18 protein-coding genes and 1 rRNA gene are annotated in these 20,385 nt (G+C 61.5%); 14 read left to right on the forward strand and 5 right to left on the reverse strand.

Features of this window, described 5'->3' with window-relative positions:
* Nucleotides 1–78: 78 nt before the first annotated feature.
* Nucleotides 79–194 (forward strand): 5S ribosomal RNA (rrf, locus tag CXK91_RS00005).
* A 206-nt stretch (nt 195–400) separates the two neighbouring features.
* On the opposite strand, the gene CXK91_RS00010 is transcribed toward rrf, so the two are convergent.
* Nucleotides 401–1,795, reverse strand: coding sequence for a class II fumarate hydratase (locus CXK91_RS00010; RefSeq protein WP_103454400.1), 1,395 nt, complete (start codon nt 1,793–1,795; stop codon nt 401–403).
* 145 nt (nt 1,796–1,940) lie between these two features.
* Between CXK91_RS00010 and CXK91_RS00015 the strand changes: the two genes are divergently transcribed.
* The 6 genes from CXK91_RS00015 (at nt 1,941) to CXK91_RS00040 (ending at nt 8,482) form a co-directional block, all read left to right on the forward strand.
* Entirely contained in the window at nt 1,941–2,447 is a 507-nt protein-coding gene (locus CXK91_RS00015) for a DUF2059 domain-containing protein (RefSeq protein WP_103454401.1), read from the forward strand.
* 11 nt (nt 2,448–2,458) lie between these two features.
* Nucleotides 2,459–2,755: a BolA family protein gene (locus CXK91_RS00020; protein ID WP_103454402.1), complete on the forward strand. Its 297-nt coding sequence runs from the start codon at nt 2,459–2,461 to the stop codon at nt 2,753–2,755.
* 125 nt (nt 2,756–2,880) lie between these two features.
* Complete coding sequence (locus CXK91_RS00025) at nt 2,881–3,816, forward strand: rhodanese-related sulfurtransferase (RefSeq protein ID WP_103454403.1); 936 nt, start codon at nt 2,881–2,883, stop codon at nt 3,814–3,816.
* Nucleotides 3,817–3,878: 62 nt separating this feature from the next.
* Nucleotides 3,879–4,487, forward strand: a complete 609-nt coding sequence (locus tag CXK91_RS00030; protein WP_256055779.1) for a DsbA family protein — start codon at nt 3,879–3,881, stop codon at nt 4,485–4,487.
* Nucleotides 4,480–6,258: an ABC transporter ATP-binding protein gene (locus CXK91_RS00035; RefSeq protein WP_103454404.1), complete on the forward strand. Its 1,779-nt coding sequence runs from the start codon at nt 4,480–4,482 to the stop codon at nt 6,256–6,258. The genes CXK91_RS00030 and CXK91_RS00035 overlap by 8 nt, the downstream gene beginning before the upstream one ends.
* Nucleotides 6,259–6,529: 271 nt before the next feature.
* Complete coding sequence (locus CXK91_RS00040) at nt 6,530–8,482, forward strand: methyl-accepting chemotaxis protein (RefSeq protein WP_103454405.1); 1,953 nt, start codon at nt 6,530–6,532, stop codon at nt 8,480–8,482.
* 43 nt (nt 8,483–8,525) lie between these two features.
* Here CXK91_RS00040 and CXK91_RS00045 read toward each other — a convergent pair whose 3' ends face one another.
* Nucleotides 8,526–9,569 (reverse strand): metal-dependent hydrolase, encoded by a 1,044-nt coding sequence (locus CXK91_RS00045; RefSeq protein ID WP_103454406.1) that lies wholly within the window; start codon nt 9,567–9,569, stop codon nt 8,526–8,528.
* Nucleotides 9,570–9,708: 139 nt separating this feature from the next.
* On the opposite strand from CXK91_RS00045, the gene arfB reads away from it, so the two are divergent.
* Complete coding sequence (arfB, locus tag CXK91_RS00050) at nt 9,709–10,122, forward strand: alternative ribosome rescue aminoacyl-tRNA hydrolase ArfB (RefSeq protein WP_103454407.1); 414 nt, start codon at nt 9,709–9,711, stop codon at nt 10,120–10,122.
* Nucleotides 10,123–10,159: 37 nt separating this feature from the next.
* On the opposite strand, the gene CXK91_RS00055 is transcribed toward arfB, so the two are convergent.
* The 3 genes from CXK91_RS00055 to CXK91_RS00065 all read right to left on the reverse strand — a co-directional run bounded on the left by CXK91_RS00055 (nt 10,160) and on the right by CXK91_RS00065 (nt 13,923).
* The gene (locus CXK91_RS00055) at nt 10,160–11,476 is read right to left on the reverse strand and encodes an MFS transporter (protein ID WP_103454408.1); all 1,317 of its coding nucleotides are present in this window, start codon (nt 11,474–11,476) and stop codon (nt 10,160–10,162) included.
* Nucleotides 11,477–11,631: 155 nt separating this feature from the next.
* Nucleotides 11,632–12,957 carry a DUF2254 domain-containing protein gene (locus CXK91_RS00060; RefSeq protein WP_103454409.1) on the reverse strand — a complete coding sequence of 442 codons (1,326 nt, stop codon included), beginning with the start codon at nt 12,955–12,957 and terminating at the stop codon, nt 11,632–11,634.
* 72 nt (nt 12,958–13,029) lie between these two features.
* Nucleotides 13,030–13,923: a LysR substrate-binding domain-containing protein gene (locus tag CXK91_RS00065; RefSeq protein ID WP_103454410.1), complete on the reverse strand. Its 894-nt coding sequence runs from the start codon at nt 13,921–13,923 to the stop codon at nt 13,030–13,032.
* A gap of 121 nt (nt 13,924–14,044) precedes the next feature.
* Here CXK91_RS00065 and CXK91_RS00070 point away from each other — a divergent pair, with 121 nt between their 5' ends.
* The 6 genes from CXK91_RS00070 (at nt 14,045) to CXK91_RS00095 (ending at nt 20,356) form a co-directional block, all read left to right on the forward strand.
* Nucleotides 14,045–14,866: an FAS1-like dehydratase domain-containing protein gene (locus CXK91_RS00070; protein WP_103454411.1), complete on the forward strand. Its 822-nt coding sequence runs from the start codon at nt 14,045–14,047 to the stop codon at nt 14,864–14,866.
* A gap of 277 nt (nt 14,867–15,143) precedes the next feature.
* Entirely contained in the window at nt 15,144–16,307 is a 1,164-nt protein-coding gene (locus CXK91_RS00075) for an acyl-CoA dehydrogenase family protein (protein ID WP_103454412.1), read from the forward strand.
* 116 nt (nt 16,308–16,423) lie between these two features.
* On the forward strand, nt 16,424–16,828 hold the full coding sequence (locus CXK91_RS00080) for a VOC family protein (protein WP_103454413.1): 405 nt from the start codon (nt 16,424–16,426) through the stop codon (nt 16,826–16,828).
* A complete protein-coding gene (locus CXK91_RS00085; protein ID WP_103454414.1) occupies nt 16,825–18,177 on the forward strand; it encodes an MmgE/PrpD family protein in 1,353 nt (450 codons plus the stop codon). Before CXK91_RS00080 ends, CXK91_RS00085 begins: the two co-directional genes overlap by 4 nt.
* A gap of 125 nt (nt 18,178–18,302) precedes the next feature.
* Nucleotides 18,303–19,508, forward strand: a complete 1,206-nt coding sequence (locus CXK91_RS00090) for a CaiB/BaiF CoA transferase family protein (RefSeq protein ID WP_103454415.1) — start codon at nt 18,303–18,305, stop codon at nt 19,506–19,508.
* Between the two features lie 20 nt (nt 19,509–19,528).
* Nucleotides 19,529–20,356 carry an HpcH/HpaI aldolase/citrate lyase family protein gene (locus CXK91_RS00095; RefSeq protein WP_103454416.1) on the forward strand — a complete coding sequence of 276 codons (828 nt, stop codon included), beginning with the start codon at nt 19,529–19,531 and terminating at the stop codon, nt 20,354–20,356.
* The last annotated feature ends 29 nt before the right edge of the window (nt 20,357–20,385 follow it).

Here is a 20,385-nt window from a genome sequence, read left to right on the forward strand (position 1 = left end):
ACTCGCAAGCAACACCGAAACAGACATCACATACCCAATTAGGGGAAGCGACTCAACACCGACTCCCCAACCGAATTGCTTGACGACCATAGAGCGTTGGAACCACCTGATCCCATCCCGAACTCAGCAGTGAAACGACGCATCGCCGATGGTAGTGTGGGGTTTCCCCATGTGAGAGTAGGTCATCGTCAAGCTCTTACCCCAAACCCCCGATCGGAGAAATCCGGTCGGGGGTTTGCTTTTGGGCGGAGGAAAGTTCAGGAAGAGTGCGGTAACGGAATAGGCAAGCTCGCACGAGCAGTTGCCGTCCTGTTCCACATCCCTGCAGGTTTTTATGTCTGCAGGAGTTAGCGCGGTCACGAGCGTGGACGGGATTTGATCAACGTCGTTGTCGCGACTATCACTCTCGCTGCCCAGACTCAAGCATGGTCTCAGGGCGGACCCATTGGTCGAATTCATCGCTGGTCAGATAACCAAGCTCCATGGCCGCCTCTCTCAGCGTAGCGCCTTCCGCATAAGCCTTTTTAGCAATTTCAGCGGCTTTGTCGTAGCCGATATGGGGATTCAATGCCGTTACCAGCATAAGTCCGTGCTCAAGATGCTCTGCCATACGCGCTGCATCTGGTTCCAACCCCGCAATGCAATGGGAATTGAAATTGCGGCAGCCATCGGAAAGAAGCTGGATGGATTGAAGCAGGTTGTGAACGATCACCGGCTTGAATACATTCAGTTGAAGATGTCCCTGGCTTGCTGCAAAGCTAATCGTTGTGTCGTTACCCATTACCTGGCAGGCAAGCATTGATAATGCTTCGCACTGGGTTGGATTGACCTTGCCAGGCATGATCGAACTGCCTGGCTCGTTAGCTGGTAGTCGTACCTCGGCAATGCCTCCGCGCGGGCCTGAGCTAAGCAAGCGAAGATCATTGGCCAATTTCATTAGCGCCACTGCCAGCGTTTTCAGCGCTCCGGAAAGGGCTACTAACGGCTCATGCCCAGCCAGCGCTGCGAACTTATTAGGTGCGGAGACGAACGGCAGCCCGGAGAGAGCCGCTAATTCAGCTGCAATCGCTTCTGCGAAGCCGTGAGGTGAGTTCAGCCCGGTTCCTACAGCGGTGCCCCCTTGGGCAAGCTCGTACACAGCCGGCAGGCACTGACGAATCGTACGCTCGGCGATATCGAGCTGGGCGACGAACGCCGACATCTCCTGGCCGAAGGTGATTGGAGTCGCATCCATCATATGGGTGCGTCCGGTCTTGATTAGCTTGTTGTGCCGCGCGGCGAGCTCTGCCAGTCCTCCCGAAAGTTCTGCCAACGCGGGCAGCAGATTGCCTTGGACGGCTTTTGCCGCGGCAATATGCATTGCTGTTGGAAAACAGTCATTTGAGCTCTGGGCACGATTGACGTGGTCGTTGGGGTGAACGGGTGTTTTGCCACCTCGATTACCCCCGGCAAGTTCGTTGGCGCGCCCGGCAATGACCTCATTGACGTTCATATTGCTCTGGGTGCCGCTGCCAGTCTGCCAAACCACTAATGGAAACTGATCATCGTGTTGGTCGTGCAGAACCTCATCCGCGGCTTGCTCGATCAGGCGAGCAATGTCTGGGGGCAAATCACCAATTCGATTGTTTACCCGTGCTGCGGCTTTTTTGATCAGCGCTAGGGCATGCATCACCTCGATCGGCATGCGCTCGCTGCCGATTGCGAAATTGCTCAGCGAGCGTTGTGTCTGTGCGCCCCAGTATGCTTGTTCCGGTACTTCGACTTGTCCCAGACTGTCGGTTTCTATACGTGTCATGCCATGCTCCTGCTCGATAGTGCTGATTTAGGCTGTGCTGCTGCATTGGCAGTTCCGTTACGTTGTCTCGCTGCTTGAGGCATTGGAACTACCGGCGCAGAATGTGTCCATTGAGGGCTACCTATAGCCTTCCCGGGGATTTCCTATGCCCACGTTTCGTATCCAGGCCTTGCGCTGTGCAATGCTGTTTATCTGCGCCAGCTCATCGGCTTTCGCCGACAATGCAGGTCATGAGAGAAGTGCAGAGCGCTTTCTGCAGTTAGCCAATGCTGACCGGCTCGCAGTGCCCGTTTATGCCCAGGTGCAGCAGATGTTCGCGCAACGGTTTGCCGAAACTCAGGCACCTGAGAACAAGAAGGCGATGCTTGAACGTTATCAGGCTCAGGCTAACGCGGCGTTGGACAAGGCTATAGGTTGGGACAAGCTGAAACCTGATCTGGTCAGTCTGTACACCAGTCATTTTTCCGAGGCCGAGCTCAACCAGCTGATCGACTTCTATCAGTCGCCGCTGGGCAAGAAGATGCTCACCAAGTTGCCGGAGCTCAACGCGCGCTCAGCGCAGCTCACCCAGGTCAAGTTGGAAGCCGTAGTACCGGAAGTGAACAAGCTGCTGTCAGATATGACAGCTGAACTCGAAAACCAAAAGCCTTAAGAGAACCAGGCATGCGCAAGCTCGATCTAATTCAAAATGCCCTGCAAACCCTGCAGCCGGAGCACCTTGAAGTGCTCGATGAAAGCCATACGCATAGCCGCGGGCAAGAAACCCACTACAAAGCGGTGATTGTCAGCGAGCAGTTTGCTGGTCTGAATTCAGTAAAGCGTCATCAGAAGGCATACGCGGCGATGGGCGAGATGATGCAACAGATTCACGCCCTTGCCTTGCACACCTATACGCCTGAGGAATGGGCGCTACAGCTTGCAGTTCCTGCATCCCCTGTCTGTGCTGGCGGACATAAGTAGCGCTTTGTTGCGCAGGACCGTGCTGCGCGTTCTTTGTTAGGCTTCTCGTTCGCGCCGGCCCACGCCGGCGTTTTCGTTTGTATCCGGTCCACCCTTTACGCGGGTGACCACTGGTGGAAGTATTCATGACACAAAGTATTGTTGTGGCAGCGCTTTACAAGTTCGTATTGCTGCCTGACCACGTTGCGCTACGCGAACCCCTGCTCGAAACACTTCTTCAACACGGCATCAAGGGGACGCTGCTGCTCGCGGAAGAGGGCATTAATGGCACCGTGTCCGGTACGCGTGAGGCGATCGATGCGCTGCTCGACTGGTTCCGCCGCGATGTTCGGTTGGCCGATATCGACCACAAGGAATCGTACTGCGATGAGCAGCCGTTCTATCGCACCAAGGTCAAGCTGAAGAAGGAGATCGTCACGCTTGGCGTTGAGGGTGTCGACCCCAACAAGAGGGTCGGGACTTACGTGGAGCCGCGGGACTGGAACGAGCTCATCGCCGATCCCGAGGTGCTGCTGATCGATACGCGCAACGACTACGAAGTGGCGATCGGCACGTTCGAGGGCGCCGTCGATCCCAAGACGAACTCGTTTCGCGAGTTTCCCGACTACATCAAGGCCCACTACGATCCGGCAAAGCACAAGAAGGTTGCGATGTTCTGCACTGGCGGAATTCGTTGCGAAAAGGCGTCGAGCTACATGCTCGGTGAGGGTTTCGAAGAGGTCTATCACCTCAAAGGCGGCATCCTCAAGTATCTGGAAGATGTGCCCGAGGCGCAAAGTCGCTGGCAGGGTGACTGCTTCGTGTTCGATAACCGGGTGACCGTACGCCATGATCTCAGTGTCGGCGAGTTCGACCTATGCCACGCCTGCCGCGCGCCGCTATCCGTGGAAGACCGGCAATCGGAGCACTACGCTTCGGGTATCAGTTGTCCGCATTGCTGGGATACGTTGAGTGAGAAGACTCGCGCCGGCGCCCGCGAACGGCAGAAACAGATAGAGCTGGCGCGTCAGCGCAATCAGCCGCATCCCATCGGCCGCGACCCGCGAGCACCGGACCGCTGAGTTAACTGGCTGCTGCGCCAACCCGCCATTGGAGTATCGAAGTGGCTCGACTGATCTATGTGATGGACCCAATGTGCTCCTGGTGCTGGGGTTTCGCCCCCGTAATGCAGGCTCTGGCCGATCAGGCCCTGGGGCAGGGCGTATCGCTCGAGCTGAGGGTGGGCGGTTTGCGCCGTGAGCAGATGGTGATGGATCAGGCCGGGCGTGAGCGCACGGTTTCCTACTGGCAGGCCGTGCATTCGGCGACTGGCCAGCCGTTCAATTTTGACCAAGGTTTGCCTGAAGGATTGATCTACGACACCGAGCCGGTCTGTCGTGCCCTAGTTGCAGCCCGTGGTCTAGACGGTGCACGGGTTTGGTTATTGTCACTATTGATTCAGCAGGCATTCTACGAGCGGGGGCAGGACGTGACCCGGGCAGCATTGTTGGTAGAGCTGGCAGAGGAGGCAGGGCTGCCGCGCAGCCAGTTCGCGGAGCGTTACGATGACCCTGCCACCAGGATAGCGACCGCGGCTGACTTCACTTGGGTGGAGAATCTGGGTATTGCGGGCTTCCCGACCTTGCTGGCCGAGCATGAGGGCCAACTGGCCCTACTCACCAACGGTTATCAGACGCTGCCTGTCCTGGCGCCGCTTTTGGCACGTTGGCTGGAGCGCAACGCCCATGGTTGACCAACTCAGCTGGGCGGAGATCCGTCGGCTCGCGCTGCACCACCGCAAAGCCCTGATACTGGCAAATCTGGTTGCCGTGTTAGCGACGCTTTGCAGTGTGCCTATTCCATTATTACTGCCGTTGCTGGTCGACGAGGTGCTGCTCGGAGCGGGTGACTCTGCGTTACAGGTCATGGACCGCTTCCTGCCGACCGGCTGGGAAAGCGCGGCGGGTTACATCGGGCTCATGCTTGGCATAACGCTGGTTTTGCGGGCTTCTGCGCTAGTGTTCAACGTACTGCAGGCGCGTCTGTTCGCGCGATTGTCGAAGGACATCGTGTACCGCATTCGCATACGTTTGATCGAGCGGCTAAAGCGCATTGCTCTGGCAGAATACGAAAGCCTCGGCGGCGGTACGGTAGCCGCGCATCTGGTTACCGATCTGGAGACCATCGACAAATTCATCGGCGACACGCTCAGTCGTCTGCTCGTCGCCGTGTTGTCGATCATCGGTACGGCAGCCATTCTGGTATGGATGCACTGGCAACTGGCGCTGCTGATCCTTTTGTTCAACCCGTTGGTGATCTACGCCACGGTGCAATTGGGTAAGCGGGTAAAGCACCTGAAGAAGCTGGAAAACGACAGTACGTCGCGCTTCACGCAGGCGTTGACCGAAACCCTCGATGCTATTCAGGAGGTGCGCGCCGGTAACCGTCAGGGATTCTTTCTGGGGCGGTTGGGCCTGCGCGCACGGGAAGTACGCGACTATGCGATCGCCTCGCAGTGGAAGACCGATGCGTCAAACCGGGCCAGTGGGCTGTTGTTCCAGTTCGGTATCGATGTTTTTCGTGCCGCCGCGATGCTCACCGTACTGTTTTCAGACCTGTCGATTGGGCAAATGCTGGCGGTGTTCAGTTACCTCTGGTTCATGATCGGTCCGGTGGAACAACTGCTGAGCCTGCAGTATGCCTTCTACGCCGCCGGCGGCGCGCTGGGCCGCATCAACCAGTTATTGGCGCGGGAGGACGAGCCGCAGCATGTCGGTGGGCGCGACCCGTTCACCGGTCAGACGACAGTCGCGATCGATGTGCGCGGCTTGCGGTTCGCCTACCAGGAAGAGCCCATTCTCGAAGGGCTCGACCTCAGCATCGCACCAGGCGAGAAAGTCGCCATCGTAGGGGCCAGCGGGGGCGGTAAGAGCACGCTTGTGCAGCTACTGCTGGGCTTGTATCAACCGCAGTCGGGGCAAATACGTTTCGGCGGCGTACCGATCGAAGACATTGGGCTGGGCACTGTACGCGATAACGTTGCGGTGGTGCTGCAGCACCCGGCGTTGTTCAACGACACCGTACGAGCCAATCTGATGATGGGGCGTGAGCTCGATGACGAGGCCTGCTGGCGAGCCCTGGAGATTGCTCAGTTGGCAGATACGATTCGCCAGTTGCCGAGCGGCCTGGACAGCATTGTCGGGCGTTCCGGTGTGCGCTTGTCTGGAGGCCAGCGGCAACGCTTGGCGGTCGCGCGAATGATCCTCGCTGAGCCGAAAGTTGTGATTCTCGACGAAGCCACCTCTGCACTGGATGCAGCGACGGAATACGCATTGCATCAAGGGCTCAACCGGTTTCTTCAGGGGCGTACGACCTTGATCATCGCTCACCGATTGTCGGCGGTGAAGCAGGCTGATCGCGTGCTGGTCTTCGACGGAGGCCGCATCGCTGAAGACGGTGACCATCAACAGCTTATTGCCGATGGTGGGCTTTACGCTCGGCTGTACGGGCACCTGCAGCACTAGCCAAGCCTGCCATAGGCTGTGTTAACTCGGAGCACGGAGCTTTTCCCGTGGGCTGGCTTTCGCCCGACGGAATCACGCTAAAAGTTCAGGGACGGCCTCTGCGAAGCACTCCCCGCGTGTCCGAGGGAGTGAGTTATATATTCGCCAGGGCGAAGGCGGTCAGCATTCCAGCTGTCAGTCCTAAGGCGTCAAAAATATCCAGCTGAAACACTCAACTATTAGTAATCTCTGCCGACTTCCCGATCGTGCTTCTTTTTGTGGAATCTCTCTGATGGAACCAGTGGCGAATCTATTCACCAATCTTTCGGTAGGCAAAAAACTCGTTGGCGGCTTTGGCCTGGTACTGCTGCTCACACTCGGCGTAGCCAGCACCGGATTTGTAGCCGTCGATGAGATTCTTGGCCGAGCTCAGCAGATCGAGCAGCTGTCTAGTGTAAACGCGTCCATCCTGTCGGCCCGCGGTGCAGAGCGGGATTATGCTCTGACCCGGCAGCAGTCTTCTGCCGATGCGTTGCACAAGTCGCTGCAACAGCTCAGCGAAGAGCTTTCCGGCTTGACGACAAGCTCCAGTGCAGTCGAACGGGCTTACTTGAGCCGGATAAGCCAAGCTGCGGAAGAGTATGGGCGACAGTTCGACCGTTACATGCAGTTGATCGAGCGGGGCGTGGCTCTGCGCACGCGAATGCAGGACGCTGCGCAGGTCAGCCGTGAAGAGTTCGAGTTCATTGAGCTTGATATGTACGACGCGGTGCGGGTGTTGCGCCTGGAAGGCGACCGGCTCAAGGGGAGTGATCCGCTTACCGTTGCCGAAGCGACATCCGGGCTGACCAAGCAGATCCTGGACATGCGCACTTTGGAAAACGTATTCGTCGCCAACAGCTCTGACGAAGCGGCCACTAGCTGGAGCGACCTGCACGGGAACGTTACCACCATCGGCAGCAACCTGAAGATTTGGCTGAACGACGACCAAAAGGCGTCCATGGACAAGGCGTTGGCCGAGCTCGACCAGTACCGGTTGGCCTTTGACGAGTTTCGCCAGAATCGCGGTGAACGGCTCGAGCTCGAACGTTCGATGGCCCAGCAGTCGGAGGTGGTAATTGCTGCCGCTGACGAGGCGCTGGCCAATGCCAGCAAGGCCATGCAGCAACAGCGCAGCAGCAGCTACATGTTGCTCGGGGTGATCGGTGCGCTGGCAATCTTCGTTGGGCTGTTGGCTGCTACGCTGATCTCGCGAATGATCGTCGGCCCGCTTCGCAGTACTGTTCAACAAGCTCAGCGTGTTGCCAGTGGCGACTTGACGTATTCCGAGGCGAGCACCCGTCGTGATGAGGTCGGGCAACTGCAGAATGCCATGCACGGCATGACCGAAAGCCTACGCAACCTGATCGGCCGTATCGGTGGAGGCGTCAGCCAGATTGCGGCTGCTGCCGACCAGCTTTCAGCTGTGACCGCGCAGACCAGTGCCGGCGTACAGACTCAGCGGGTCGAAACGGAGCAAGTGGCCACGGCGATGCATGAGATGGCTGCCACCGTGCAGGAAGTTGCGCGCAATGCCGAGCAGGCTTCCATCGCTGCTCGCCAGGCGGACCAGCAGGCGCGCCAAGGGGATCTGGTGGTGCAGGATGCGGTTAAGCAGATCGGCAACCTGGCCGGGGAGGTGGATCAATCGGCCCATGCGATCGAAGCGTTGCACGCCGAAAGCGGGCGTATCGGCAGCGTGCTCGAGGTGATCCGTGCGGTTGCCGAGCAGACTAACCTGTTGGCACTCAATGCAGCCATTGAAGCGGCCCGTGCCGGCGAGCAGGGCCGCGGGTTTGCAGTGGTGGCCGACGAGGTCCGTGCATTGGCGCGGCGCACCCATGATTCCACCGAGGAGATCGAAGGGCTGATCGCGAATCTGCAGCGGGTGGCGCAGCAGGCAGTTGAGCAGATGCAGACCAGTCGGGACCTTACTCAGAGCACTGTGGGCCTGGCTAACGAGGCAGGTGTCGCACTGGGACGGATCACCGAGTCGGTGTCTACCATCGAACAGATGAACCAGCAGATTGCTGCAGCGGCCGAGCAGCAGAGCGCCGTAGCAGAGAACATTTCCGAAAGCGTGACCCGCGTCCGGGATATCGGCGATCAGAGCGCCAGTGCCACGGAGCATACTGCCAGCGCCAGCGCTGAGCTGGCACGTCTGGGTCTGGAGCTGCAGGAACTGGTCCGTCAGTTCCGAACCTGACGCGTGGTGGGGAGATAAGCGGCTCGGGCTTCGAGCCGCTTACTCAGCGACTTCCGTTCAGCTCGGCCGCCCAGGCTGCCAGGGGTAGCGCCGGCTCCTGTTGCCAGATCCGTTGCCACAAGCTTGCCAGGCGGCTCATGTCGCCTCGATTGGCCGGTAGGCGCTCGGGCTGCTCGATCAGGCGCCAGCCTTCGATGGAGCGCTCCGCCAGCGGGAAGCGGAATGGATGAAAGCCTGTCATGCCCAATCGTAAATCGGTTACCAGCAGCTGGTCGTCATCCACGTCATAGCGCAGCACGTTCCCGGTAAACCACTTCAATCGCTCGTATTGCTCTGAGCCACGCAGCTCGGCAGCCAGATGAGCGTTGCGCGGCAAGCGCACCAGCGTCGGCGGCGCGTCGTCCCACCAGCTGACCAGCGTTTCGTAATAGTGCTCGCCATCCACGAGGATCACCCGCCACAGCAAGCTGTTGAAAGGTGTTGGCGTGCTGAACATCTGCTCCGCCTGAATTCCTTGGCTGGCCATGGTGGCCTGCACGCGGTGTTCGGCCATCTGTTTGCCGGCCAACGTGAACCCCAGGTAACAGGTGGAAATGGCCAGGGCGTAGGCGGGCCATTTCGCTGTGCGTTCGCGCAGGCCAAACAGCAGACCCACTAGCACCGCAACGAGCAGCGGCACGCTGTAGAGAGGATCGATGATGAACACACTGGACCAGGCGATAGGAGGCGTGGTCAGCGGCCAGAGCAGCTGGGTGCCATAGCTGGTGAAGGCGTCCAGCAGGACGTGAGTGATCAGCACCAGCCAGATGCTGAGGAACAGTCGTGTACCGGTGTATCGCTCGTCTGGGCGGAATCGCCTGATCAGCCAGGTCAGCAGAACGGCGAGCAGGCTCAGAACGAACAGCGAATGGCTGAAGCCGCGGTGATAGGTCATGTTGGCGACCGCATCGCCGTAGTCGATGACCACATCTAGATCCGGCAGTGTGCCGAGTACGGCGCCATAAACGAGCGCCTTGCGGCCCTGCCAGCGGCCGAGCATCACGCCTTGCACGCTGGCGCCAAGCAGGGCCTGGGTGATCGAGTCCATGTTCAGATCCGTTGGGGGCGGGGGATTACCTTAGCCGAACGACTGCTGGCATCAGGTGGGCAATGTTCTAAAAAGTGTGTCGGCGGCACGCACGGCATAGGACAATCACAGGCGTCTATCGTCTCCGTCGCGAGCTTTCATGCTGGAAATTTCCAATACCGTGCAGTTGCCTGATGCCGAGATCGAGCTGACCGCCATACGCGCCCAGGGGGCGGGCGGCCAGAACGTCAACAAGGTATCCAGCGCCTTGCACCTACGCTTCGACATTCAGGCGTCTTCTTTACCTGCGTTCTACAAGGAGCGACTGTTGGCTCTGCGTGACAGCCGGATCACCGGCGAGGGCGTGGTAGTCATCAAGGCGCAGCGTTATCGTACTCAGGAGCAGAATCGTCTCGACGCACTGGAGCGCTTGGCAGACTTGATTCGCAGCGTGGCCAAGGTGGAGAAGGCACGCCGCCCGACCAAGCCGACGCTTGGTTCGAAGAAGCGCAGGCTGGAGGGCAAGAGCAAGCGTGGTGCGATCAAGGCAGGGCGCGGCAAAATTGAATTCTGACCGGCCCATGGCCGCCATGGCCCCGCCTTGCTTGGGTTTATAGGGTGCCTGTTCGTGGCGAAACGGGCTCTTCCTGAGCAGCCGGATGTTCGTCGACCATCTCGGCCTCATCGGCCGCTGCTGGCGCGGGTTCGACTTCTGGTGTGTCAGGCATCAGCTCCAACACCGTGTGGCTGGTACGCAGCATCGGCGTGAAGTGGCCGTGCGGTTCGGTCACCAGATCCACAACGCGGCGCGGGCGCCAGAACGAGTAGATTGCAAGAATGCCCAACGTCACCGCGAAGAACAGTGGCAGCGCGATGGCGCCAAACAGATGCATCAAGCCACCTGCGACTACCGGCCCGAATGCTGCACCGAAACCGTTGGCCAGCAACAGGCCGCTGGAGCCGGATAGGATCTCGTCCGGATTCAGCTGGTCGACCATCTGGGCCACAGCGATCGAGTAGATCGAGAATGCCAGTCCGCCCCAGAGGAACATCAGCCCCAGCAGCAAAGAGCCCGCGAGAATTGGTGTGATGATCAATGCCAGCACCGCGGCGATCGCCACCACCCAGAGCAGCACCACGCGCCGGTCATGTTTGTCCGAGAACAGCCCGATCGGCCATTGCAGCACTGCGCCACCAAGGATGGTGATACTCATCAGCAGGCCGACGCCGGCCGCATCGAAACCGACCTGGCTCGCATACACCGGCGCCAGGCCCCAGAAGCCGCCCAGTGTGAGCCCGGAAATACCGGCTGCCATCAACGGCAGCGGAGCGATACGGGCCAGTTGCAGCAAGTCGGTGGCCGGCATGTCCGGCAGCGCGGGTTGCGCCTGGCGGGTCAGGGTGATCGGCATCAGCGCGCTGCTGATGAGAATCGCCGCCAGCGCGAACAGCGTGAAGTTCATCGGCGTATCGAGGCTCAACAGCTGTTGAGCGGCCGCTAGCGCGCCGAGGTTAACCGCCATGTACAGAGCAAATACCTGGCCGCGCTTCTCGCCGCTGACCTGAGCGTTCAGCCAACTTTCGATAACCATGTACAGCGTGACCAGCGAAACGCCGTAGAGCACCCGCAGCACCAGCCATACCCACGGGTTTACGATCAGCACGTGCAACAGCACAGCCACCGCCGCAAGCGCGGCATAGAAGGCAAAGGTGCGGATATGGCCGATGCGCCGGATCAGCGATGGTGCAAGCCAGGTGCCGATCAAGAAGCCTGCGAAATAGCCGGACATCAGCAGACCGATCAGACCGGTCGAATAGCCTTCGGCAACGCCGCGTAGTGTAAGCAGGGTATTGAGCAGCCCGTGTCCCAGCAGAAGCAGTGCCACGCCAGCGAGCAGGGAGCTGATAGGTGCAATCAAGGTTTTCATCGGTAACACCCTAAATAACGAGATAGCTGAAAACAAGTCGCGGTGCGTTTTGTATTGTGAACGTCGGAAGGCAACTGTTTGGTTTAAAAGAGCTGGATTGAAGTGCTGAGTAAGCGAGCGACACCACGCCGCTGCTATCGGGTAGAGCACGTCTTTCAGCACTGCCTGGCGAGGGTGTTCTCCAGCGGCGCTGCGTGTCGTACGGCCAGATTTAATAGCTGCACCGCCTCGGCTACAGCCTGCCGATCCAATGCGCCGTCTAGCGAGGCAGCCGCCTGTTCGAGGATTGCTTGAGCGTGGCGCAGGATTACGCGCTCGTCCTCGGCGTCCGTCGCACTGAACAAAAGGTTCTTGCACGCCTGAAGCAAGGTCAGCAGCACCTGCAGATCCTCTTTGCCGTAAGCGCGCAGCGAGCCGAACGCCAGCAGGAGCATCTGATGCAGATCGAGCTCGCTGAGGAAGATCCGTGGCGCGCCTTGCTCGGGGGCGACATCGTGGTCCGGCAACTTCATCCGTTCGCTGAGCAGCACGCCCATCATGTCGATCGCCTTGATCGCCGTTCCCGGATCGTTGATGCCCGGGCTTAGCGCGCGTACGGCAATCTCGATGATCTGCTTGAAGCCGAAGAAGAAATGCCGGTGGGCGTATTCCTCGACGTAGAAATCGAAACAGTCGAGCAGCTGCGCCACGCAGCGTTCGTCCAGCTCGCGGTTCAGTCGTATCAGTGGGTGCCCAGGCATGACGAAAAAGCCATAGTGCACCTGCACGGTCATGCAGGCGTCCTGTTCGTCGAGCAGCGCCTGCGCGGCAGAAATGTTCAGTGCCTTGAAATAGCCGGAGCGCCGCGCCCGGATCGTCTGCCAATCGCTGTCGTCCGGCCATTCTGCGACCTTGCAGTGCTCCAGTCGCTCGATGCGCTGTTGCAGCTGGGCATGGGTTTGCTTGTAGACGCGGCTGAGGATGAAGTCGACCTGGATCGATAGAGAAATGGAGCGGATGAAGTAAACGAACAGGCACAAACAAATGACGCCGAGGCCAAGCGCCAGAAAGATGCCCAGGCTCGGTACGTTGATATCGTCGCCTTCCTGAATCGTTGAGATCAGCATCAGCGAGTTGATGATCGTGCCGAGGTAGACGCCGAGCACCACCTGATGACTGCGGCTGCTGATCAGCCCGGGAATGACCCGCGGCGACAGCGACGAGGCGGCTGAGTTGAGCACCACCATCACCATCGAGAAGCTGAATACCATCAACGAGATGATGCCGGCGACCAGCGTCCCGAGAATCAGGCGGGCGTTCTCAGCGTTCTTAACCAACCCCAGGTCCAGATCTTCTTTGTATGACTGCAGCCATGTCATCTCAAGCACGATGGATACGATGCACAGGCCGGCGAGGCCAACGGCGATTAGCGTGGGGTAAAACGCGATGCTGCCGGTTACCCGGTGATACAGGCGAAACAGCCTGTTGGTGAGTGCGGACATTGGGGCTCCCTGCGATGGTCCGCCGAAGCGGGGCTACCCGCCTTTCGGCAGCATCCGGGACGTAACGTTCGCTCACGCGTTGTGGCTGGGGACCAGGGTCGCAATCAGCGCGCGCACGCTGCCGGGCAGTGCGTCCAGTTCGCGGACCAGGATGCTGCGTTCGCGCACCGCCCAGGGCTCGTCCAGAGTCACCAGCGCAAGCTGCATGGTGCGGCTATGTCGCCGTGCTGCGGATTCCGGAATGATGCCGATCCCGACGCCAGCCTCGATCATCCGACACACCGCCTCGAAGCTGGATAACTGGATGCGCAGGGACAACTGACTACCCAGCTTTTCCACCTGATCGCGCAGGAAGGTCAGCAGCGTACTGCCTTCATGCAACCCGATGTGCTGATAGTGCAGGGTCTGGCGCAGCGTCACGCGTGGTTCGTTCGCCAACGCATGGCCGATCGGCACGGCGAGCAGCAACCTGTCGGTACTGAAATGCAGCACCTGCAGCCCGTCGGCGCACACCGGGCCTGCGATGATGCCCATGTCCGTGCTGCCGTCCAGCACACCTCGCACGATGTCGCGGCTCAGGCGTTCCTGCAGATCCACCGTTACGCCCGGACGTTGAGCGAGAAAGCCGGCCAGCACTTCCGGGAGGAACTCGGTCACCGCCGTGGTATTGGCGAATATGCGGATGTGCCCGGCGGCATCGGTGCCGTATTCGGTGAACTCGCTTTTCAGGTAATCAACCTGACGCATGATCAGCCGCGCATGCTGCAGCAGCTTGCACCCGGCCGGCGTCAGCTCAACACCGCGGCTGTCGCGATACAGCAAGCGGCTGTACAGCTGGCTTTCCAGCGCCTTGATGCGGGCGCTGGCCGCCGCTGGCGACAAGTGGGCGCGGCGTGCGCCCTGAGTCAGGCTGGGCGATTCGGCGATGTGAATGAAGAGGCGAAGATCGACCAGATCGAAATGCATGTGCACGCTCGAAGAGTCAGTGGGCGTTCAGCTTAGCCGAACGCCGGTCTCGGTAATTGCAAATTCTCAGTATGCCGGGCGTGGTGCATTCTTTCTGAAACAATACAGCCGGAAGCCTCAGATGACCGACGTAACTGCCTGGATCGGCCGTAGCGAAGAAGTCCATGACCAGCTCAGCCGCAACCTGCTGATGCGCATTGCTGCAACGCTCGGCGAAGCCACCCCTGCCCATGGCGAAGCACTGCCGCCGTTGTGGCAATGGTGCTTCTTTCAGGAGCCCTTACCCGAAATTGGCCTGGGCGAAGACGGTCATCCGGCGCGTGGTGGGTTTCTGCCGCCAGCCGACAACCGCAACCGCATGTGGGCCGGCGGGCGTGTCGAGTTCATCGAGCCTTTGACGGCCGGGTCCGAGGCGAATCGCGTATCCACCATCAAGCACATCGAGGAAAAGCACGGCCGCACAGGCGCACTGCTATTCGTCACGGTGCAGCACGACTATCTGCAGGACGGGCGCCTGGCCATCCGCGAAGAGCAGGACATCGTCTACCGCGAACCCAGCCCGCCAAAAACCAGCAGCGGTGAGCCGATGGTAGCCGGCGATTGGCTGGAGGCCGTTACCCCGACGCCAACCCTGCTGTTCCGTTATTCAGCCGTCACCTTCAACGGCCACCGCATTCATTACGACTGGCCCTACGTCACTGAAACCGAAGGCTACTCGGGCCTGGTTGTACACGGCCCATTGATCGCCACGCTCAACCTGCGGGCCTTCTGCCGTGCCCATCCGGATGCACGCTTGCGCCGCTTCGCCTACCGCGGCCTGCGTCCTCTGGTGGTGCCGCAGGAGTTTGAGGTCGGAGGTCGAATCGTTGAGCCGGGTAAGGCCAAACTCTGGGCCGGCGATCACAACGGCCTGGCGCAGAAAGCGGAAGTGGAATTCGACTGATCGAGTGGTTGCTTCCCCCCTCACCCTAACCCTCTCCCCGGAGGGGCGAGGGGACTGCTTCAGCAGGGGGACGGGGGTCGCGGAGATACGTAGCTGGCGAGCTTCCCAAGTGAAGCAACACCAGTCAGTCGAGCCAAGCACATAAGCAGCCCCCTCTCCCTGAGGGAGAGGGCTGGGGTGAGGGGAAGAGGCCAGCCGACAAGGATGGGGGCAAGTCCACATCTCTCCACCCATCAGCAATACGCAATGCAGCATCGCCAGTTTTTGAGGAACCGAGATGACCCTGCACAAGAACGAAGAACTGAATGCCATCCGCGAAGGCGTACGTGCGCTCTGCGCCGATTTTCCGGCCGAATACTGGCGCAAGCTCGATGAGGAGAAAAGCTTCCCGGTCGCCTTCGTCAAGGCGTTGACCGAGGCCGGCTGGCTGTCAGCGATGATCCCGGAAGAGTACGGCGGATCTGGGCTTGGGTTGGCCGAAGCTTCGGTGATTCTCGAAGAAGTAAACCGCTGCGGGGGCAACTCCGGCACCGTTCATGGGCAGATGTACAACATGTTTACGCTGCTCCGGCACGGCAGCGAAGAACAGAAGCGCTACTACCTGCCGAAGCTGGCCAGCGGGGAATTGCGGCTGCAGTCCATGGGCGTCACCGAGCCCACTACTGGTACCGACACCACCAAGATCAAGACCACCGCGGTGAAGCAGGGCGACAAGTACGTGATCAACGGGCAGAAAGTGTGGATCTCGCGCATTCAGCATTCGGACCTGATGATCCTGCTGGCACGCACCACGCCGCTGGCCGAGGTGCAGCGCAAGTCCGAAGGCATGTCGATCTTCCTGGTCGATCTGCGTGGAGCCATCGGCAACGGCCTGACCGTGCAGCCGATCGCCAACATGGTCAATCACGAGACCAACGAGCTGTTCTTCGACAACCTGGAAATCCCCGCCAGCAGCCTGATCGGTGAGGAGGGCAAGGGGTTCCGCTACATCCTCGACGGTCTGAATGCCGAACGCACCCTGATCGCCGCCGAGTGCATCGGGGATGGTCGCTGGTTTGTCGAGAAGTCCGCCGCCTACGCCCGTGATCGCGTGGTGTTCGGCAGGCCTATCGGCCAGAACCAGGGCGTGCAGTTCCCGATTGCCGAGGCGCACATCGAGATCGAGGCCGCCGACCTGATGCGCTGGCGTGCCTGCGAGGAATACGACAGCGGCCGCAACGCCGGCGCCGCCGCCAACATGGCCAAGTATCTGGCTGCCAAGGCCAGCTGGGAAGCGGCCAACGCCTGCCTGCAGACCCACGGTGGCTTCGGCTTCGCCAACGAATACGACGTCGAGCGCAAGTTCCGCGAGACGCGGCTGTACCAAGTGGCGCCGATCTCGACCAACCTGATCCTGTCGTACGTGGCGGAGCATCTGCTGGAGCTGCCGCGCTCGTTTTAACGAAGCCAAATGTAGGGTGGAAAACGGCGAAGCCTTTTCCATGCGTATCGAAACAGGCGACACAGGTGGTGGAAATGCTTCGCGATTTCCACCCTACAAAAAAGAGGAAGTGCGTCATGAATATCAGCCATCTCGACCACCTGGTGCTGACCGTCGCCGACCTCGAGGCAACGATCGACTTCTTCACCCGCGTGCTCGGCATGCAGGCGGTGACCTTCGGCGAAGGGCGCAAGGCGCTCGCCTTCGGCAACCAGAAGATCAACCTGCACCAGGCCGGACGCGAATTCGAACCCAAGGCCGAGCGGCCGACGCCGGGTTCGGCGGACCTCTGCTTTATCGTCGCCACACCGCTGGCCGAGGTGATCGCCCATCTCCAGGCGCAGCAGGTCGCCATCGTCGAAGGTCCGGTGCAGCGCACCGGGGCGACCGGACCGATCCGCTCGGTGTATGTGCGCGACCCCGACCAGAACCTCATCGAACTGTCCATTCCGTTAGAGAATCCGCTGGAGCCCAACGCATGAGCCAGCACACCCGTGCCCTGACCGAATTCCTCGCCGGGCTTGCCTACGAGCAGATCCCCGAGCCGGTGCTGGCCCGCACCGAAGACCTCTTTCTCGACTGGCTCGGCTCGGCCCTGGCCAGCGCAGGCTCGCATCCGATTCCGCTGTTCGAGCGTTACGCGCAGAGAATGGGCCCGGCCGACGGGCCGGCGTGCATTCTGGTCAACGGCCAGAGCAGCTCGGCCTATTTCGCCGCGCTGGTGAACGCCGCCAGCTCGCACCTGGTGGAGCAGGACGATCTGCACAACAGCTCCGTGCTGCACCCGGCCACGGTGGTATTCCCGGCCGCGCTGGCGGCGGCGCAGGATCTGGGCAAGTCCGGCCGCGAGCTTCTGGTGGCCTCGGTCGCCGGCTACGAGGCGGGTATCCGCATCGGCGAATTCCTCGGCCGCTCGCATTACCGCATCTTCCACACCACCGCGACCGTCGGCACGCTGGCGGCGGCGGTAGCGGTGGGCAAGCTGATGGATTTCGACCAGCAGCAGTTCACCCATCTGCTCGGCAGCGCCGGTACGCAAGCGGCGGGGCTGTGGGAGTTTCTCCGTGACGCGGCGGACTCCAAGCAGCTGCACACCGCCAAGGCGGCTGCCGATGGCCTGCTCGCCGCCTACCTGACCGCCGATGGCCTGGCCGGCGCGCAGGACATCCTCGAAGGAGAGCAGGGCATGGCTGCCGGTATGTCCAGCGATGCCGATCCGAGCAAGCTGTCCGACCGCCTCGGCACCCGCTGGGCGCTGGCGGAAACCTCGTTCAAGTTCCACGCCTCCTGCCGGCATACCCATCCGGCCGCCGATGCGCTGCTGGCGCTGATGCGGCGAGAAGGCCTGCACGCCGATGACATTTCCAGCGTCACCACCCGCGTGCATCAGGGGGCGATCGACGTGCTCGGTCGCGTGACCGTGCCACAAAGTGTCCATCAGGCGAAGTTCTCCATGGGCACCGTGCTGGGGTTGATCGCCCTGTACGGCAAGGCCGGCCTGACCGAATTCCACAGCCATGCGCTCAGCGACCCGCGCGTCGGCGAGTTTTGCGAGAGGGTCTCGATGACCCTCGATCCAGAGGTGGACGGCGCCTACCCGGCGCGCTGGCTCGGTCGCGTCGACGTGACCACCACCGACGGCCGTACGCTGCACGGCGCCATCGACGAGCCGAAGGGCGACCCGGGCAACACGCTGAGCCGCGCCGAGCTGGAGGACAAGTTTCGCCGCCTGGTTCAGTTCTCCGCTGCGCGTAGCGATGGCGAGGCGGGCGTGCTGATCGACAAGGTCTGGCGCCTACGCAAGCTGCAGCAGCTGGGCGCGCTTGCGTGACTTGTAGGGTGGATGACGGCGAAGCCTCATCCACCAACAGGGCGCCAGAGTCACGGGGACTTGAACAAACGCGTGGAAATGGCTTCGGCGATTTCCACCCTACGCCGAATTTGCAGGAACCGAACATGAACGACACCCAAGTCAAACCCCGCCCACTCGATGGCATCACCGTGGTCAGCCTCGAGCACGCCATCGCCGCGCCGTTCTGCACGCGCCAGCTGGCCGACCTCGGCGCGCGGGTGATCAAGATCGAGCGGCCCGGTGCCGGCGACTTCGCCCGCGGCTACGACGAGCGGGTCGACGGGCTGGCCTCGCATTTCGTCTGGACCAACCGCTCCAAGGAAAGCCTGAGCCTGGACGTGAAACAGGACGCCGCCGCCCAGGTGCTCGACCAGCTCCTGACCAAGGCCGACGTGCTGGTGCAGAACCTGGCGCCCGGTGCCGCGGCGCGCATGGGGCTGTCCTTCGAGGCGCTGCACGAGCGCTTTCCGCGGCTGATCGTCTGCGACATCTCCGGCTACGGCGAAGGCGGTCCCTACGAGCAGAAGAAGGCCTATGACCTGCTGATCCAGAGCGAGGGCGGCTTCCTCTCCGTCACTGGCGGGCCGGGCGAAACCGAGATGGCCAAGGCCGGCTGCTCCATCGCCGATATCGCCGCGGGCATGTACGCCTACACCGGAGTGCTCTCGGCGCTGATGCTGCGCGACAAGACGGGCGAGGGCAGCCGCGTCGACGTCTCCATGCTCGAAAGCCTGGTGGAGTGGATGGGCTACCCGTTGTATTACGCCTACAAGGGCGCGCCGCCGCCGCCGCGTGCCGGCGCCGCCCACGCCACCATCTACCCCTACGGCCCGTTCCCCACCGGCGACGGCGGCACGGTGATGCTCGGTCTGCAGAACGAGCGTGAGTGGCTGGCGTTCTGCGACAAGGTGCTGCTGCAGCCGGAACTGACGCAGGACGAGCGCTTCTCGAGCAACGCCCGGCGTTCGGAGCATCGCACCGAATTGCGTGCGCTCATCGTCGAGGCGTTCAGTCGCCTGAGCGCCGAAGAGGTGATCGCCCGGCTGGATGCCGCGCCCATCGCCAATGCGCATGTCAACGACATGGCGGGTGTCTGGGCGCATCCGCAGCTCAAGGCGCGCCAGCGATGGAGCGAGGTGGACAGCCCGGCCGGTCGCCTGCCTGCGCTGCTGCCGCCGGGGCGCAACAGTGCCTTCGCCCCGCGCATGGACCCAATCCCCGCCTTGGGCCAGCATACTGACAGCCTGCTGGCCGAGCTGGGTTACGCCCCCGGCGACATTCAGCGCTTGCACGAGCAGGGCGCGGTATGAGCGTGCCCAGGAGCCAGCCCATGAACTCATCGATCATCCGTAGCGCGCTGTTCGTCCCGGCGACCCGCCCGGAACGCATTCCCAAGGCGCTGGCGAGCGGCGCCGACGCGGTCATCGTCGACCTCGAGGATGCGGTCGCAGAGAACCTTAAGGCAGAGGCGAGGGGTAACCTCGATGCCTTCCTCGCGGCCAACCCGGCGGCGCGCCTGCTGGTGCGCATCAACGCGCCAACCCATGCCGAGCAGGCCGCGGACCTCGCGCTCTGTGCCCGTCATGCCGGCGTCACCGGCGTGCTGCTGCCGAAGGTCGAAAGCGCGGTGCAGGTTGCGCTGGCGGCCAGCTACGGCAAGCCGGTCTGGCCAATCGTCGAAAGTGCCCGCGGGCTGGCCAATCTGGCGGAAATTGCCCACGCCCAGGGTGTCGAGCGGCTGTCCTTCGGCGCGCTGGACCTGGGTCTCGATCTCGGCCTGGCCAATGGCACCGCCGGCGCCGAGCGCATGCTCGACCAGGCACGCTATGCGCTGCTGCTGCAGTCGCGATTGGCCGGGCTGGCAGCACCGCTGGATAGCGTCTTTCCCGACATCAAGAACCTCGAAGGCCTCGCCCGTGCCGCTGCCGATGCGCGTGACATGGGCTTTGGCGGCCTGCTGTGCATCCATCCGAGCCAGGTGGCGGTGGTGCACGAAACCCTGATGCCCAGTGCCGCGGAACTGGCCTGGGCGCAACGCATCCTCGCCGCCGGAGCTTCCGGCGATGGGGTTTTCGTGGTGGACGGACAGATGGTCGACGCCCCCGTCATCGGCCGTGCCCGTCGCCTGCTGCAACGTGCCGGACAAGCGGTGCCCTGACCGCAACGCTTGCCTGCGAAACGTACCAA

Origin of the sequence: Stutzerimonas stutzeri (assembly GCF_002909485.1) — a bacterium.
Classification (GTDB): Bacteria; Pseudomonadota; Gammaproteobacteria; order Pseudomonadales; family Pseudomonadaceae; genus Stutzerimonas; species Stutzerimonas stutzeri_AH.